15 protein-coding genes are annotated in these 16,800 nt (G+C 31.6%); 9 read left to right on the top strand and 6 right to left on the bottom strand.

Features of this window, described 5'->3' with window-relative positions; all coding sequences use genetic code 11:
• Positions 1–103: 103 nt before the first annotated feature.
• The gene (locus tag NH26_RS04655; RefSeq protein ID WP_044222235.1) at positions 104–2,623 is read left to right on the top strand and encodes a TonB-dependent receptor; all 2,520 of its coding nucleotides are present in this window, start codon (positions 104–106) and stop codon (positions 2,621–2,623) included.
• A gap of 38 nt (positions 2,624–2,661) precedes the next feature.
• Here the strand turns inward: NH26_RS04655 and NH26_RS04650 are convergent, their stop codons facing one another.
• Positions 2,662–3,513 carry a hypothetical protein gene (locus NH26_RS04650; RefSeq protein WP_158021886.1) on the bottom strand — a complete coding sequence of 284 codons (852 nt, stop codon included), beginning with the start codon at positions 3,511–3,513 and terminating at the stop codon, positions 2,662–2,664.
• Between the two features lie 109 nt (positions 3,514–3,622).
• Between NH26_RS04650 and NH26_RS04645 the strand changes: the two genes are divergently transcribed.
• Entirely contained in the window at positions 3,623–4,291 is a 669-nt protein-coding gene (locus NH26_RS04645; protein ID WP_044222229.1) for a hypothetical protein, read from the top strand.
• Here the strand turns inward: NH26_RS04645 and NH26_RS04640 are convergent.
• Entirely contained in the window at positions 4,269–5,186 is a 918-nt protein-coding gene (locus NH26_RS04640) for a DMT family transporter (protein WP_044222227.1), read from the bottom strand. The two genes, NH26_RS04645 and NH26_RS04640, sit on opposite strands and share 23 nt — an antisense overlap.
• A 308-nt stretch (positions 5,187–5,494) precedes the next feature.
• Between NH26_RS04640 and NH26_RS04635 the strand changes: the two genes are divergently transcribed.
• On the top strand, positions 5,495–6,955 hold the full coding sequence (locus tag NH26_RS04635; RefSeq protein WP_044222223.1) for a LysM peptidoglycan-binding domain-containing protein: 1,461 nt from the start codon (positions 5,495–5,497) through the stop codon (positions 6,953–6,955).
• 64 nt (positions 6,956–7,019) lie between these two features.
• On the opposite strand, the gene dapA is transcribed toward NH26_RS04635, so the two are convergent.
• A complete protein-coding gene (gene dapA / locus NH26_RS04630; RefSeq protein ID WP_044222220.1) occupies positions 7,020–7,943 on the bottom strand; it encodes a 4-hydroxy-tetrahydrodipicolinate synthase in 924 nt (307 codons plus the stop codon).
• Between the two features lie 170 nt (positions 7,944–8,113).
• On the opposite strand from dapA, the gene NH26_RS04625 reads away from it, so the two are divergent.
• Together NH26_RS04625 and NH26_RS04620 are read left to right on the top strand one after the other, a co-directional pair.
• The gene (locus NH26_RS04625; protein ID WP_044222217.1) at positions 8,114–8,776 is read left to right on the top strand and encodes a hypothetical protein; all 663 of its coding nucleotides are present in this window, start codon (positions 8,114–8,116) and stop codon (positions 8,774–8,776) included.
• A 2-nt stretch (positions 8,777–8,778) separates the two neighbouring features.
• On the top strand, positions 8,779–9,621 hold the full coding sequence (locus tag NH26_RS04620; protein WP_044222214.1) for a bifunctional methionine sulfoxide reductase B/A protein: 843 nt from the start codon (positions 8,779–8,781) through the stop codon (positions 9,619–9,621).
• Positions 9,622–9,695: 74 nt separating this feature from the next.
• On the opposite strand, the gene NH26_RS04615 is transcribed toward NH26_RS04620, so the two are convergent.
• The gene (locus tag NH26_RS04615; protein WP_044222211.1) at positions 9,696–11,129 is read right to left on the bottom strand and encodes a voltage-gated chloride channel family protein; all 1,434 of its coding nucleotides are present in this window, start codon (positions 11,127–11,129) and stop codon (positions 9,696–9,698) included.
• A 102-nt stretch (positions 11,130–11,231) separates the two neighbouring features.
• On the opposite strand from NH26_RS04615, the gene NH26_RS04610 reads away from it, so the two are divergent.
• Positions 11,232–13,757 (top strand): ABC transporter permease, encoded by a 2,526-nt coding sequence (locus tag NH26_RS04610; protein WP_044222208.1) that lies wholly within the window; start codon positions 11,232–11,234, stop codon positions 13,755–13,757.
• A 2-nt stretch (positions 13,758–13,759) separates the two neighbouring features.
• Here the strand turns inward: NH26_RS04610 and NH26_RS25365 are convergent, their stop codons facing one another.
• Positions 13,760–13,909: a hypothetical protein gene (locus tag NH26_RS25365; protein WP_158021885.1), complete on the bottom strand. Its 150-nt coding sequence runs from the start codon at positions 13,907–13,909 to the stop codon at positions 13,760–13,762.
• Between the two features lie 151 nt (positions 13,910–14,060).
• Positions 14,061–15,239 (bottom strand): proline dehydrogenase family protein, encoded by a 1,179-nt coding sequence (locus NH26_RS04605; protein ID WP_044222205.1) that lies wholly within the window; start codon positions 15,237–15,239, stop codon positions 14,061–14,063.
• 157 nt (positions 15,240–15,396) lie between these two features.
• On the opposite strand from NH26_RS04605, the gene NH26_RS04600 reads away from it, so the two are divergent.
• The 3 genes from NH26_RS04600 (at position 15,397) to NH26_RS25605 (ending at position 16,794) form a co-directional block, all read left to right on the top strand.
• Complete coding sequence (locus tag NH26_RS04600; protein WP_044222203.1) at positions 15,397–15,975, top strand: nitroreductase family protein; 579 nt, start codon at positions 15,397–15,399, stop codon at positions 15,973–15,975.
• A 96-nt stretch (positions 15,976–16,071) separates the two neighbouring features.
• Positions 16,072–16,392 carry a thioredoxin gene (trxA, locus tag NH26_RS04595; RefSeq protein WP_044222201.1) on the top strand — a complete coding sequence of 107 codons (321 nt, stop codon included), beginning with the start codon at positions 16,072–16,074 and terminating at the stop codon, positions 16,390–16,392.
• A 231-nt stretch (positions 16,393–16,623) separates the two neighbouring features.
• A complete protein-coding gene (locus NH26_RS25605) occupies positions 16,624–16,794 on the top strand; it encodes a hypothetical protein (RefSeq protein ID WP_174549702.1) in 171 nt (56 codons plus the stop codon).
• The last annotated feature ends 6 nt before the right edge of the window (positions 16,795–16,800 follow it).

The following is a 16,800-nucleotide window of genomic DNA, read 5'->3' as shown; positions in this document are numbered from 1 at the left end:
TTAATTTTTAAACTTTGATGTCTCGGTACTTGTAAATCTAAAAATCATCACTACATCTTTACTATCATCATCAGATGAATATACCTAAAGTACAATTTTATTAATGAGACATCTAATCACACTATTATCTATTCTTTTATTAAATAGCGTTGTATATGCTAAAGAGATAAATATTTCAGGGTTGATCACCGATGAAAGCGGTGAAGGGATCCCTGGAGTGATGATATTTGAAAAAGCAAATTCATCACATGGTACAACTACTACATTTTCAGGGAAATACCAATTCTCTGTTGATGAAGAGTCTATAGTGGTTATCCGATATATAGGATATCAAACAATAGAAATGAAAGCAAAAGATTTACCTTCTTCAATAAAGCTTGAGTTAGAAGCACAAGAATTAGAAGCGATTGAAATTGTGGGTACAAGATCTCAAAATAGAACCGTGACTGAAACTCCTGTAGCGATTGATGTAATTGACTTAGAAAATGTGACCTCTGCAACAGGTCAATTAGATATGAACCAACTATTACAATATGTTGCTCCATCATTTAACGCTCAAAGACAGTCAGGTGCAGATGGGTCAGATCACGTAGATCCTGCCACTTTAAGAGGTTTAGGACCAGATCAAACTTTGGTGCTTATCAATGGAAAAAGAAGACATCAATCTTCTTTAGTTAACTTAATTGGAACAAGAGGTAGAGGAAATACAGGTACAGATTTAAATGCTATTCCTATGGCAGCCATTGAAAGAATCGAAATTCTTAGAGATGGAGCCTCCGCTCAATATGGTTCAGATGCTATTGCAGGTGTGATCAATTTAGTACTTAAAAAGAATACAGATGGAGTAGCAGTAAACCTTGGAACTGGTATCAATTCAGAAGGAGATGGCGAAACAGCTAACGTTGATGTAAACTACGGAACTGAATTAGGTGAGGGCGGTTTTATTAACGTAACAGGTCAATATCAACATAGAGGAAGAACAAACAGAGTTCCTCAGAATCAAGAAGTGTTTAGAACGTATGTTGGAGATGCATTATCAACTGGTTATGGAGGATTTGTAAACGCGGCCATGCCAATTGCGGATAAGACAGAAGTATATGCTTTTGGTGGAGCAAGTTTCAGACATGGAGAATCATATGCATGGACGCGTGAAGCGGATGATGATAGAAATATTCCGGAAATTTATCCTAATGGTTTTGATCCGAATATTATCTCTGATATAACTGATTACTCTTTAAGTGCTGGTGTTAAAACTGAATTGAAAGGGTGGAAGGTTGATCTTAACAATACATTTGGTCATAATGAGTTTAAGTATTCTGTAGATCAAACATTAAATGCGTCTCTTGGAGTTAATTCACCAACATCATTTTATTCTGGTAAACATTATTTATCTCAAAATGTAACAGGATTAGGTGCCTCTAAATTCTATAGTGGTTTTCTTAATGGATTAAACGTTGCTTTTGGATCAGAATTTAGAATAGACACTTATGGTATTGGAGCAGGTGAAGAAGGATCTTATAAAGACTATTCTAACGGACAAGTACCTGGAGGTGCTCAAGGTTTTCCAGGTTTTAGACCAAAAAATGAAATAGATGCACATAGAACGAATATCGCATTCTATTTAGATGTAGAAACTGATATTACGGATAAGTGGATGATTGCTGTAGCTGGTAGATATGAAAACTATTCTGATTTTGGTGGAACTTTTAATGGTAAAATTGCTTCAAGATATGAGTTTTCTAAGGCTTTTGCGATTAGAGGTGCAGTAAGTACAGGTTTTAGAGCACCTTCTTTAGCTCAAAAGCATTACAGTTCAATTTTTACTGATGTAGTTGGTGGGGAAACGATGGAAAAAGTAATTGCTCCAAATGATAGTGAATTAGCAAAAGCATTAGGAATGCCTGAATTAAAACAAGAGAAAGCATTTAATGCAAGTTTAGGTTTTACAGCTAATTTACTAGATGGGTTATCTTTAACGGTGGACGGTTATTATGTAGCCATTGACGACAGAATTGTTTTAACAGGAGCATTTACTGACGACGATCCTGATATTGGAGATGAGCTGAAGAAACTAAATGTTAGTGCAGCACAATTCTTTACAAATGCTTTAGATACGAGAACTGTAGGTTTAGATGTAGTATTGGCTTATACACATCATATAAACTTACATACTTTCACTACTTCTATTGCGGGTAATATCAATAGAATGGAATTGGGAGATATTACTACCAATGAAAAACTAGCTGGAAAAGAAGATATTTACTTTGGAGAAAGAGAACAAATGTTTTTGCTTGCTTCAGCACCAAATACAAAATTTAATTTCTCTTTAAATCATAGTTATAAAAAGCTTTCATCAATGATTCGTCTAAATCATTTTTCTTCTGTAGAATTAATGGATTGGGATGGCGGTATTGATCATTATGGAAGCAGAATGACAACTGATATTGCAATGACTTACTCTTTTACTCCTAAGTTAAAATGGACCCTAGGAGGAAACAATATATTTAATGTGTATCCATCTAAACAAGACCCCTTGTCAACTGAAACAGGTGGGTATTGGGACCCTGTTCAAATGGGATTTAATGGTGCATACTTTTATACAAAATTTGGTATCAACTTTTAACGATTCATGTAAAAGTCTCCTTTTTGAGGAGGCTTTTTTTATTGTTCTACAGTAAAGTATATCACTTGATCTTGAAAGTTTTCATCAGAAAGTTTATTATTTGAAATCCACTCTTGAAAACTTTCTGGTGAAAGAGTTTTAATACCATTATCAGTATTTAATATTGGTTTATCGTACTTTGAAGTACTAAAAACAACATATAAACGATTAAATAATTTGTCTTTCCCCATTGTTGATAATTGGAGCTCATCAATGTATCTTTTTTGTATAGTATTAATGGCTTTTTCATTATCATCATCAAATAAAACGTATTCTTTATCGGCTTCTATTTTAATACAACTATTTTGATTACCACTTAAGTTTGAATAAGGTAGAAGACGATATACTGTTCCTTCTTCTCTCATGAAAATACTTAAATACCCATCTATTGGTGTCTTTACAGATAAGTACAAACTCTCACCTTCTTTAAATTTTTGAGTGATACATAAATTGGTATTTGAACACTTTAATAGCTGAGCATCTAAATCAACTTTACTTTTCGTGATTTCTCTTGCTTTACCTTTTATTTCACAAGAAAGATAAACTTTTTGTTTTTCTTCTACTTCCTCAAGAAACCATTTGAAGCTAATTTCAGTCGTTTTGACCCATTCTCCTTTTACATTCGAAGAACTAAGCATATTTACAGTGGTACCTTGGTTATTTAAAGTCAGATCAGAATTAGAATTAATAAGAGTTCCAAATTCATCTGCCAATGCTTGAATCTGGGCTTTCATTTTTAATTCTTGTTTAAATTCTTTGATACTTATATTTTCATTGATAGGTTCAGTCACCTTACCACTAATTTTTTTTAACTTTTGTGCTTGACAGACATTAAAAAAAGGTATAGCCATGAAAATTAAAGAAAGGAATAGTTTATGTCTATTTGCCATCATTTAGCTTAGAGTATAGTATAAAAAATATTTGATTCACTAATTTAGAGAAAATTATAAAAATATTTTCATGACACTTTATTTCAAATCTATTCTTGTTAGTTTTTTTATTTTATTACTATGTATTAGTACTACATCAATAGCTCAATTTAAAAAGAAAGAAAAGAAGCTGACCAATAAAGAACTAAGATCGAAAGCAATCAAAGAAGCTAAAAAGTACATTAAAATACTTAATAAAGTAGGGTACTTGGAACTGCCTGGCGATCAAACTCTATCAGAACAAGTGATTGAAACGTATATATCAAAATATGAAATTGATGAAAAAAGTTACCCAAAATATTTAGTTAGTATTCTGGAAGTAAATGATATGTCTTTTTCAGCAGCTAAACGAAAGGCTTATCAGTTAATTTATGATGATATTCTTTATCAAATGGATTCCATAGTGACGAAGAGTTTTAAATTTAATGTTCAAAACGACTCAATTATTAAGAACATAGAAATACAGACTCGTATTCAAAATTATCAATTCAATGCTGATTCTTTTAAACTAGGTCGGCCATCACCTATAGCACTATTAATGAAAAATAATGAGGAAGAGGTGTTGTTGGTTCTTTCTGCACGTTATTCATATGATGAATGTTATCAAATGATTGTACAAGATTTTATCCAACAATTACCCGAAAATATACTTATTCAAGAAGAGGAAAAGATTGCTCTTACAAAGAAGCAGCCCCTATAGTTTTCTTTTTCTTCCACTGAACACTATTTATAAGAAGTGCAGTGATGACTAAAATACCACCGAATACTTGACCAACGGTGATATCTTCTCCCAATAGAAAAGAAGCTGTTGTACCAAAAACAGGAACTAAATTAGTAAATAGAGTGCTCGTTTCAGCACCTAATTCTTTAATTGAAATAAACCAAAAGGCACCACAAATAGCTGTGGATAAGGCCCCCATGAAAAATACAGCAAGCAAGAAATCTCTTTCTAAAGGGAATACAAAAGTTTCAAAGCCAACGCTATAAATACAGAAACTGATACAAGCTACCCACGTTACAAGGTTGGTTAACCATAGTGGAGAGATGTGACCTAGATATTTTTTAATAAATACATTTCCAAAAGAAAAGCTAAGATTGGCTCCTAAAATCAATACATCTCCTTTTGAGAAGGATAACGATTGGATCGTTTCTAAATTTCCTTTAGAAATAACAAATAGAATACCCACAAAACCTAAGAGGATACTGATGCCTTCTTTTCTTTTTAATCGATGTCCCAACATAGGAATTGAAATCAAGGCAGTGTTTAAGGGAGTTAAACCAATAATTAATACACCATTAAAAGCAGTAGTATGTTTTAATCCTTCTAAGAAAAGGATGTTATATAAAAAAGCACCGGTGATGCCCAAAAATATAATGTGTTTCCAATATTTAGTACTATTGATAATGTCCTCTTTCTTTGGTTTTTTTATCAACATAAAAGCCCCAAGGAGAAGTGCTCCTAAAATATATCGATAAGTACCCGCTAGCATTGCACTAACATGAGCCAAAGCTATTTGAGATACATGAAAATTAATTCCCCAAATAAATGTGGTGAAAATAAGAAAGAAGTAATATTTTGATTTGCTAGATAGCATTTTCTGAAAGTTATAAATTGAATGTTGAGCAAAGCTAGTAGTTTTTAGATTGTAATATTCTGTTTCTTCATTTTTTTATTAAATAGGTTTAAATCTATTCGATTTCCTTACGTTTTTAATCTTACAAATTTGATAGACAAGACTTAATGATATCTCTTAGTTATATATAGATTAAATTAAATTATTTTAATGCTGATTTATTATTTCTTTCTTTATGATTAATGTTTAAATTAGAATATTAATTATTTTTTATTTCATATAGAAAAGAGAAGCAAATCTCTAAAGAACAACTTTTATCTCTAATTACAATGACGATACAAGAACTTCAAGATCACTACCAATTTAACAGAGAAACTCCTATAGTAATAGGCGATCGTTGCAAAGTATATTTTGGTAAATTAAATGATGAAGATGAAGTAGTCATAATATCTGACTTATCTCCAAGAGTAGTTCAGGAAGATCCTTCTGATGATTATGAAGTAGGGGCTACCTTGTCTTTTGAAGATGAAGAAGAGGAAAGTACTCCAGATACATATGTTTTTGGGTCTGTTCAATATAAAGTTAGAATGCTTGATAATTTCAGAGAAGAGGTTGTTGAGACAGTTCATCAGATTATAGAAGAAAAGGATGAAGATCAATTGAAGGAACTTGAAGTGAAATTACTTAAAGTTTTAAAATTGCCATCTTTAGATAGAACCCAAAAACTATTAGATATCAAAAACCTTTACAAACAAGGTTTATATGATGAAACCTTTAAAGCAATAGCTTATGACTATGCCGATGATATATTATTGGATGGTGATATGCTTTATCTTTTAGGAGATATGTGTGAAAAAGGTATGGGTACTTTTGAAAATAAAAGACAAGCATTAAAGTTTTTCCAAAGAGCAGAAGAAATTGGGATTACTAATGCTGAGAAAAGAGTGAGTATGCTTCAAGAAGAACTCGATAAACGAAATAAAGAGGAAGTAATACAAACAGTAAATGAGACTAATGAAACTCCCATATCTTCTGAAGATAAAAGCCGATTAATTAGAAAAAAACCATCACAGAACCGTAAAAAGGGATTGTCGAAAAAGAACAAAATACGTTACTCTATTATTGGTTCATTTTCTTTTGTTTTAGGGGTATTGTTTACTGTAATCATAGGTGGTTTATCAAATATATCTTCTGATGGAACAGATGACATTACAACACCTACTGAAGTGATTGACGAAGATGTTGTAGAAAATACCAATAACGAGCTTTTCAATAAAATTGAATCAGATGTATTAAAAAATATAGGGGATTTAAAAAATTATGATCATGCTATTAAAACGCTAGATGGTGTTGTTTCTCAAATTGATCAGTCTTTAAGAGTACATACTTTTAGTCCTGAACAGACAAAAAGGTTAGATCAAATTAAGACAAACGTGATGGGCCAGATCTCTAATATAAAAGATAACGAAAAAGGGAATTTTACCACATGGTATGTTGCACAAGCAGGTGAATCTGTTACAGCGATTGCCAATAGATATAAAATACCAGAAAAGAATCTCTTGAATGAAAAAGGAGAAAATTATTTAATTGATTATTCTTTTAAAACAGGGGAAAAGGTAAAATTGAAGGTTCCAGCTTTTTTCTTTAATCACAAAATATTAGTAGGAGAAAGTTTGGGTTCAATTTCAAATAAATATGATATCCAGCCAGAAGATATTAAAAAGTTAAGTGAGTTAAAGTCAGATGTAATTCATCCAGGTCAAACGATAAGAGTTTATATCAGACAATAAAAATATTAGACATAAAAAAATCCCCTCATTTAATAATGAGGGGATTTTTTTTATGGTATCTTGATTAGATCGCATGTCTTGCGTCAAAGTTTGAAACAAACATAGATTTTTTAGAAGAAATCTTTATTTGATCATACATCACAGACATTTTCGATTGTAGTAATTCAGATCCTTCCATTAATGGAAGACGAACTGTTTTATTACAAATTCCAGCAATCTCTAAAGCTGTTTTTACTCCAACTGGATTACCTTCTTCAAATAAAGCATCAGTATAATCTAGTAATTGAGACATTTGCATAGTTGCCTGTTTCGAATTGCCATTTAAAGCTTGTTGAACAGTACTACCAAATTCTTGAGGAACAACGTTACCCAATACAGTGATAACACCTGAACCACCAATTGATATGATTGGAACAGTCATCGCATCATCTCCTGATATATATAAGAAATTATCTGGTGTAGCACTAATGACTCTCATTGCTTGAGTTAAATCAGCAGAAGCGTCTTTTACACCAAAAATATTTTTATGCTTAGATAATTCAACAATGGTATCTACATTCATGTTTACTCCAGTTCTACCAGGTACATTGTATAATAATACAGGTAGAGGTGAAGCATCTGCAATTGCTGTGTAATGAGCAATAATTCCTTGTTGAGAAGGTTTTACATAATAAGGACAAACAGATAGAATAGCATCAACACCAGATAAATCAAACTCTTTAAAGTTCTCTATTACCTCGGCTGTGTTATTACTCCCGTTACCAAACATGATTGGCTTATTTGTCGGGTTATTTTGTTTTACAAATTCTAAAACTTGTTTCTTTTCATTTTTTGTTAAAGTAGCACTTTCAGCTGTTGTACCATTCACTACCCAGTATTCTGCGTCTTTTGTGTGATCTAATAGCTTTTTTAAAGCAGGGAAATCAACCTCTCTCTCTTTTGTAAACGGAGTTACCAGTGCGATACCTTGTCCAATAAATGATTCCATGTTTTATTTATAAATAAATTGATATATGTTCTAACCTTGTATGTGGTATAATACTAAATACGGATATAAAAATAAACAGTTCGACAAAATTGAACAAATATTCAGTAAAAAGAAAACCTTTTCGTAACAAGTTGTTATATTTATAACTTCAATATATAATATATAAAAATATGATAACAATAGCAGAGGCTGTAGAAGAAATTGTTCGCAAGTCACCTTTCTTAGAAGAGGCAATCGTAGATGGTATTGTGAACTACACAGGATTAGCAAGACAAATAATGCCAGAAGTGGAGGAAAAGTTGATGAAAGACGTCCAAATCGGTGGTGTTGTAATGGCAATTCAAAGGTTAAGACCCAAGCTTTCTAAGCTAGATATAGAGCATGAAGTATTAGATTACCTAAAGAAAATGGGAGAAATTATAGTTAGATCTGATTTGATAGATTATACTTTTAAAAATTCTCCAACCTTATTAAGCAAACAACAAGAGCTTTTAAAAGTTATACAAGGTGAGAAGGATGTTTTTCAAGCTTCATCAAAAGGTGTTTATGAAACAAACCTTGTCACAAGTAAAAAAATGTTGGATCAATTGATTCATATTTTTCATGGTGAAGAAATAATTAGTAAGAAAGATAATCTTGCTTCATTAACAATGAGACTTCCACAGGATAACACTTCAGTACCGGGTATTTATTACTACTTATTGAAGAAAATTGCTTGGGAAGGGATCAACATTGTCGAGGTGATTTCTACTACCAATGAGTTTACTTTAATCTTAGACAAAAATGATGTAAATAGAACCTTTGGTCTTTTGCATAACTTAGTAAATGATTAATTATGAATAAATTAACTCCTTTTGAGGAATGGGTGATCAAGAACAAGGGTACAGAACAACCATATACAGGTAAATACTATTATCATTCCGAGGATGGAGTTTACACTTGTAAAAGGTGTGATGCTCCATTGTATAATTCTAAAGATAAATTTAATGCTGATTGTGGTTGGCCTGCTTTTGATGATGAAATAGAAGGAGCAATAAAAAAGGTGGAAGATGAGGATGGACAGAGAATAGAAATTCTTTGTAGTAATTGTGATGGTCATCTCGGACATGTTTTTAAAGGTGAGGGTTTTACCTCAAAAAATGTACGTCACTGTGTGAATTCCGTTTCTTTGAATTTTGAGGCGAAAAAAGCTGAAAAATTATCTACAGCCATTTTTGCTTCCGGATGCTTTTGGGGAACAGAATATTATTTTTTGAGAACTAAAGGTGTGATTTCATGTGAGGTAGGCTATATAGGAGGAGTAAATGAAAACCCAACTTACGAAGAGGTATGTTCAGGAAAAACAGGACATGCAGAAGCTTGTAGAGTAGTATTTGATGCAAACCGAATAAGCTATGAATCGTTGGCTAAATTATTTTTTGAAACTCACGATCCAACTCAACTAAATAAACAAGGGCCAGATATTGGAACTCAATATCGTTCAGAGATATTTTTCTTAGACGAAAACCAAAAAAGTACAGCATTCATTTTAATCGCTCAACTAAAGGCAAAAGGAGTGGATGTAGTTACAAAAGTAACAGAAGCAACCACCTTTTATATAGCAGAGGATTTTCATCAAGACTATTATGAAAAGACAGCAGGCAAGCCTTATTGTCATATTTATGAAAAAAAATTCTAAGAAAAAGGGATTGAAAATTAAATTCAATCCCTTTTTTATTGTCAACTTTTCAATGAAAAGAATAGCTCTAAAATTTATTGTTTTTTATCCTGATCTTTTTTGTGGTGATTTTCAATATGTTTTTTTTCATTCTCTCTAATCACTTCAATTTCAGATAACGTATTTCCTTTTTCGTTTTCTTGTCCGACATGTTTAGGACTACCTAAGATTTGAGAACTATATATACTAGTATGTCCTGAGAACATATAAGCAGTAATACAAGCCACGGCAATAAATACTGCCGATTCATGCCCAAATAATTCGATACCCATTACGGTACATGCCATTGGAGTATTTGTAGCACCACTAAAAACACCAACAAACCCCATACCTGCAAGTAATGCAACTGGTATAGCATTGTAGAAATCAAAAGTAGATAAATAACTACCTAATGTGGATCCGATATAGAATAAAGGAGTAACCTCTCCACCTTTAAAGCCAGCGCCTAAGGTAAATGATGTTGTTAATGTCTTCATCAAGAAATCATACCAATGCATTTGTACAGTAAATGATTCTTTAATAACAGGAACACCTAAACCGAAGTATTTCATATCATAGTTCGCATAATCAAAACCATGATTTATATTCAACAACACAATGGCAATAGCTAAAACTACACCGCCAATCATAGGTCGGGCAGGAGCATATTTTATGTTTGATTTAAATAAATTGCCCCAAAAATGATTAGCTTTTGAGAATAACATACCTGTTAAACCAAATGCAACACCAGCCGTCACACATATTAATAAATTTTGTATGGTCATTTCAGGAATAGTGATTCCATCAAAGAACAATGCGAAGTAATCGGTATGATGAATACCTAATTCATGTCCTAAGTGATGTGTAGCATAGTTGGCAACAATTGCAGTAAAAAAACTAGGAAAGATAGCTTCATAACGCATTCTACCTATGATGTAAACTTCAAGACCAAAAATAGCACCTGCTAAAGGAGTACCAAATACCGATGAAAAACCAGCTGCAATACCAGAAATGATAAGAATCTTTCTGTCATATTTATCGAGTTTAAAGATTTTAGTAAACTGATCAGCAATGGCTCCACCCATTTGAACAGCTGTACCCTCTCGTCCTGCAGATCCACCAAAAAGATGAGTGGCAATAGTTGCTATTGTAACTAGAGGGGCCATTTTTAATGGTATAATCTTATTTGGACGAGTGATTTCATCCAATAACTGATTGTTACCCTTCACTACATTTTGTCCTAAATAATAATAACAAGCACCTATTAAGAAACCACCTATTGGTAAAGCAAAAATTATCCATTGATGATCACCTCTCCATGAAGTAGCCCAATGTAGTCCCCATAAAAATAAAGCAGAACCTATGCCGGTTAACCCACCAACTAAAGTTCCAATAAGAACCCATTTTAAAATGTAAAGTAATACTGGGAATTGTTCGACTTTTTTTACCCACTTTGGAAATTGATCATGGGTATAACCTAAAAATGCCATAAAAGTTATTTAATTTAGATAATGAACTTAACAAGTAAAGTTAAAATTATTTACGAGATTATAAACAAACAAAGTGAACTTATAATAGTTCATTAAAGAATTATGAGGATAAAATTTGTTGTAAACAATGCATATAGAGATCTTAAACAAAGTATTTCTAAAATTGGCCCATTTATTACCTCTATAATTGTAGGTATTGCAAGTTTGGTTGCAATGATGACTTTTTCAGAAAATGTAAAAAAAGACCTTGATAATCAATCGAAAGAAATATTAGGTGCTGACCTTGAAGTTAGAACTAATTACCTTATTAATGATTCTATTTTAATTAATTTTGATACCCTTGAAAGCCAGTATACTAAGCAATTTAATTTTGCATCAATAGCTTATAATGAAAATACAGATAAAAATAGATTAGTTGACTTAAGAGCTTTAGAATTAGGTTTTCCTTATTACGGAAAGTTGCAGGTTTCACCACAAAATGCTTGGTCAAGATGGGAAAATGAGGAGAAAATTGTTTTAGTTGATAGTATGGTATTGTATCAGTTACAAGCTAAAGTAGGTGATTCCATACAATTTGGTCAAACTAAATTTGAAGTAGCAGGTACAATCACCAAAGGGGTTGGACAAAGTAGTATTATGGCTGCTACAGTGCCTATTGTATATTTCCCTTTCAAATATTTGAATGAAACTGCATTAATTCAAAGAGGTAGCAGAGTAAATTATCGTTATTTCTTTAAATATCCTCAAGACTTTGATATTCAGTCATTTTTGTCATCTAAAGATAAGCTACTCGAAAATAATAAAATTCGTGTGGCCACTACAGAAAACAATACAGCTCGTATAGGACGATTTTTTAATGATATCGATTCCTTTTTAAAATTAGTTGCCTTTGTTTCCTTACTATTAGGCTGCTTAGGGGTTTCTAGTGGTATATTTATTTATATCAAAGGTAAATTGAAATCAGTAGCAATTTTAAGATGTTTAGGAGCAACTACTAGAGAAGCTTTTTTAATTTATTCTTTACAAATAAGATTTCTTGGCTTAGTAGGTGGAATTATTGGAGCAATAATAGGTTCTGCACTTCAACTATATTTTCCAATTTTGTTTTCAGATTTACTGATGGTAGATGTCAGTAATGATTTTTCTTTATCAGCATGTATTTATGGGGTATTATTAAGTGTTGTGATCTCTGTTTTATTTGGATGGTATCCATTATTACAAATACTTAATGTTACTCCTGTGTTTGTATTAAGGAATTTAAACCAACTTCAAAACACCAAAAACTTAGTGCAAAAAGTAATACTGAGTATCTTAATTGGAGTATTTATCTTTGGTTTTGCCTATTGGCAGTTAGATGATGTAATTAAGGCAATTCTCTTTTTATCGGTCATTATTATTGTAATCGCTTTACTAGCCTTAATTAGTAAGCTATTTATTACTTTTTTAAAGAATACAAGAATATCTCATCTATCCTTTAATTTTAAATTTGGATTATCTCAATTGTTCCGCCCCAACAATCAAACTTTAATCCTTGGTATTACCATAGGATTAGGGGTTTTCTTAATTATTTGTATGGTATCTATTCGTGGAATTCTGATTGATAAAGTACAAAATGTAGGTAAGGAAGGAGATACAAACCTTATTTTTTATGATGTACAAAAAAATCAAGTCGAGCAATTGTCTCATTTGTTAAGTAAAGATTCTGTTACAGTAGAACAAGATGCAGCAGTGGTTACAATGAACTTGATTTCACTTAATAATCAAGAAAAGAAGGAAGCTTTAAGCGATTCTACAAGAAAAATTAAACGATGGGTTTTCGATAGAGAATATCGTGTAACCTACCGTGATCATTTAAAAGAAAATGAAAAGACCTTTGAGGGTGAATGGATTGGTCAAGCTTCAATAAATGAGGTAATTCCTATATCGATTTCCAATTCTTATTTAGAATCAGCTGGACTTACATTAGGAGATACTTTAATATTTGATGTACAAGGTTTTAAAATGAAGACTTACATTAACCATATTCGAGAAGTAGATTTTGCTCGTATGGAAGCTAACTTTGTAGTTTTATTTCCTGCAGGTGTGTTAGAAGCTGCTCCGGCATTTCATGTGATAGGAGCCAATGTGAAAAATAAGAAAAAAGTGAGTATCATTCAATCGAAAGTGTTGAAGTCTTTTCCAAATATTTCTACCATAGATTTAGCAGTTATCTTTCAATCTATAAATGATATTCTAGATAGAGTGAGTTTTGTATTTCAGTGGCTAGGAGGAATATGCATTTTCTCAGGGTTCCTCGTTTTGTGGAGTAGTTTGTCAATTAGTAAATACCAACGTAAAAATGATGCAGGTATTTTAAGAAGTTTGGGTGCAAAGAGAAAAAATTTGATCATAATAAGCTTAGTTGAATATAGTTTCATCGGCTTATTATCTTCTATTACTGGTATGCTACTCGGATGGATAGGAAGCTGGCTATTAGCCTATTTCGTATTTGATATACCATTTTACATTGCTTTATCAGAAAGCATTGTAATAACATTAGCAATAGTTGTCTTGACTATTCTAGTTGGAATTATCTATATGAGAAATATTACAAGAGTAAGTCCTCTTACAGTACTTAGGGATGAATAGTGTTATTCAACGGTACTTTGATTACTCTTATAAGTACTAGAATAATTTATTTTGGCTTCCTTATTTGAGACTTCTTGTTTTTCAGTTAAATAATGATGTACACCAACTAAAAAGAATAAGCCTATTACAAAAAATAACAGTCTTGCTTTCATTGTATTTCGTATAAGATTAATTTATAGTAGTTTATTTGATTCCAATTTATAAATATTTTTGTTATTTATAGTACAATTCCATAAAAAATAAAACTCATTTATCATCAAATGATGAATAAATGAGTTTTATAAGAATGAAATAATGTATAATTTATTTTCGTCTTCTTGCAATTTCTTCTCCTACAAGAGTTAATTCTCTACTTGCTTGACCTGCAACAGAAGTATTTTCTTCAGCTCTTCTAAAGAGGTAGGGTAATGCTTCTTTTACAGGACCATAAGGAAGATATTTAGCGACATTGTAACCACTTTTTGAAAGGTTAAAAGAAATATGATCACTCATTCCAAATAACTGAGCAAAAAAGAAATTTGGATGATTCTCCTTTATTCCATATCTATTTAATAACTCGACTAAAAGATGGTTTGATTGTTCATTATGAGAACCTGCACATAGAGCAAAAGCATTATGATTTTCCATTATGAACTCAAGTGCACTGTCGTAATCTTTATCTGTTGCTTCTTTTGACGGTTGAACAGGATTAATATAGTTCAACTTCTCCGCTCTTTCTGCTTCTTTTTCCATGTATGCACCACGAACTAATTTTACCCCTAAGATAAAACCGTCTTTTTGAGCAATGTCAAGATCATTTTTTAGCTGTTTTAATTTTGCGTGTAAATACATTTGATAAGTATTGTAAACAATAGCTTTATCTTTGTTGTATTTACGCATCATATCAAGGGCTAATTGGTCTACAGGACCTTGCATCCATGTTTCTTCTGCATCAATAAAAATTCGAACATCTTTCTCGAAAGCGGTTTTACAAAGTAATTCAACTCTTTGAACCACTTTTTCCCATTGATCTTTTTCTTCTACAGATAACGTAATTCCATCATTAATTTTTTCTAATAAACTTATTTTGGCAATACCAGTTAGTTTAAATACTGAAAAAGGAATATTATTATCCTCTGCTGATTTTTCAATGGTTTGAATTATTTCAGCCACTGTATGATCAAAACTTTCATCTGTTTCTGCCCCTTCCACTGAGTAGTCTAGAATTGATCCAATACTGTACTTACCTAGTAATCCAATAGTTTGGGTACTATCTTCAATAGTTTCACCACCACAAAATTGTTTGAATAGTGTTTCTTTAACTAAAGATTTAATTGGTAAGTTAATATTAAATGCAAAATTTAAACAAGCCGTCCCAACTTTTACTAAACTGGGAGATCCCATCATAGCAAATAGGGCATAAGTTTGTTTTAATTCAATGTCATTTCTCCACTCAAAGGCAGTTTTCGTATCTTGAAAATTAACTGTGTTTGTGTCAACCATAGTTATAATTTATGTTTATATGTGAGTTAGTAATTAGAAAGGTGGGTTTAACCTTAATATAACACAAATGTATATGAACTTGTTGTAAATAATAAGTTTATTTTCGGAAAAATTTATTCAACTTATTTATTTTTGGATAATAAAATTTAATAACACTATGTACAAACAAATTTCACAAATTATTAGAAATAGGAGGTCTTTCTATCCATTAGAATATACACAAGAGCATTTACCTAAAGAAGATATTTTAGACATTTTAGAAGATGCCAATTGGGCTCCTAACCATGGCTTAACACAACCTTGGAGATTTGTTGTTTTTGCTGAAGAAGGTTTGAAACAACTTTCTAACGTTCAAGGCGAAGTGTATAAGGATAATACACCAAAAGAACTGTTTGAAGAAAAGAGGTATGAAAAATTAAAAAAACTACCACTGCTGTCAAACTATGTAATTGCCATCATCATGAAAAGGGGGGATAACCCCAAAATTCCAAAGCAAGAAGAAATGTTAGCCGTAGCATGTGCAGTTCAAAATTTAGCACTAGGAGTTTCGGCTAAAGGTTATGGAGGTTATTGGTCTACAGGTGGTTTAATAAAATTTCCTCAATCTCAAGAATATTTTGGATTAAATTCTGAAGATGAGCTAATGGGTTTATTTTATATTGGAACTATTTCTAATAATGAAAAACTTGGTAATAGAGATAATATATCTGACAAAGTTACTTGGGTAAATGAATGATAATTTACTACATTTGTGCAACCAAATGTAATCTGTGACGTTATTTAAGATAGTTGAATAGATGACAATTTGTTCATATGTAGTAAAAATATCATTATGGGAAAAGCAGTAGAAATTACAGATGCTAACTTCGACGAAGTAGTATTAAAATCAGATAAGCCAGTTTTAGTAGACTTTTGGGCAACATGGTGTGGACCATGTTTAATGATGTCTCCAATTATTGAAGAATTGGCAACAGAATTAACAGATGCAGTAATCGGAAAGTTAGACGTTGATGCTAACCCGCAAGCAGCAGCTAAATTCGGTATCCGTTCTATTCCAACAATGTTGGTATTTAAAAACGGTGAAGCAGTAGACAAGCACATTGGTGCAGGTTCTAAAGCTGAAATCGCTGATAAAATCACAGCACAACTGTAATTAAATCACAGAAAAAAGGCCTAAACATTAATGTTTAGGCCTTTTTTTATGTAATTTTTTGGGTGTGCAAAATGTTGAATATTAATTTTTTATGATCTTACTTATTATTTTTTCAATTTTACATCACGATTCTTACTGAATAGATTAAAGAACAAACAACTTAGACTTAAAACGATTCTATCTTCTTTAATATATTTGGTTTTCGACATTGCTTAACAAATTAATCTAACTATGAAAACTAATTCTTTTTCGTTTACAGAAAACGAAGTGCAACTAATTATTGAGGTATTAGGTCAACGTCCCTTTTATGAAGTCTATGAATTAATTGGTAAAATCAACAAGCAATTAATTCAGCCGGAAAAAGATTGTAACTGTTCAAAAAAATCCAAAAATCACAAGTAAACTACT

Origin of the sequence: Flammeovirga pacifica (assembly GCF_000807855.2) — a bacterium.
In the GTDB taxonomy this organism is placed as follows: Bacteria; Bacteroidota; Bacteroidia; order Cytophagales; family Flammeovirgaceae; genus Flammeovirga; species Flammeovirga pacifica.
The sequence above is the reverse complement of the archived record's forward strand: the minus strand, read 5'-3'. Positions and strand labels throughout refer to the sequence as shown.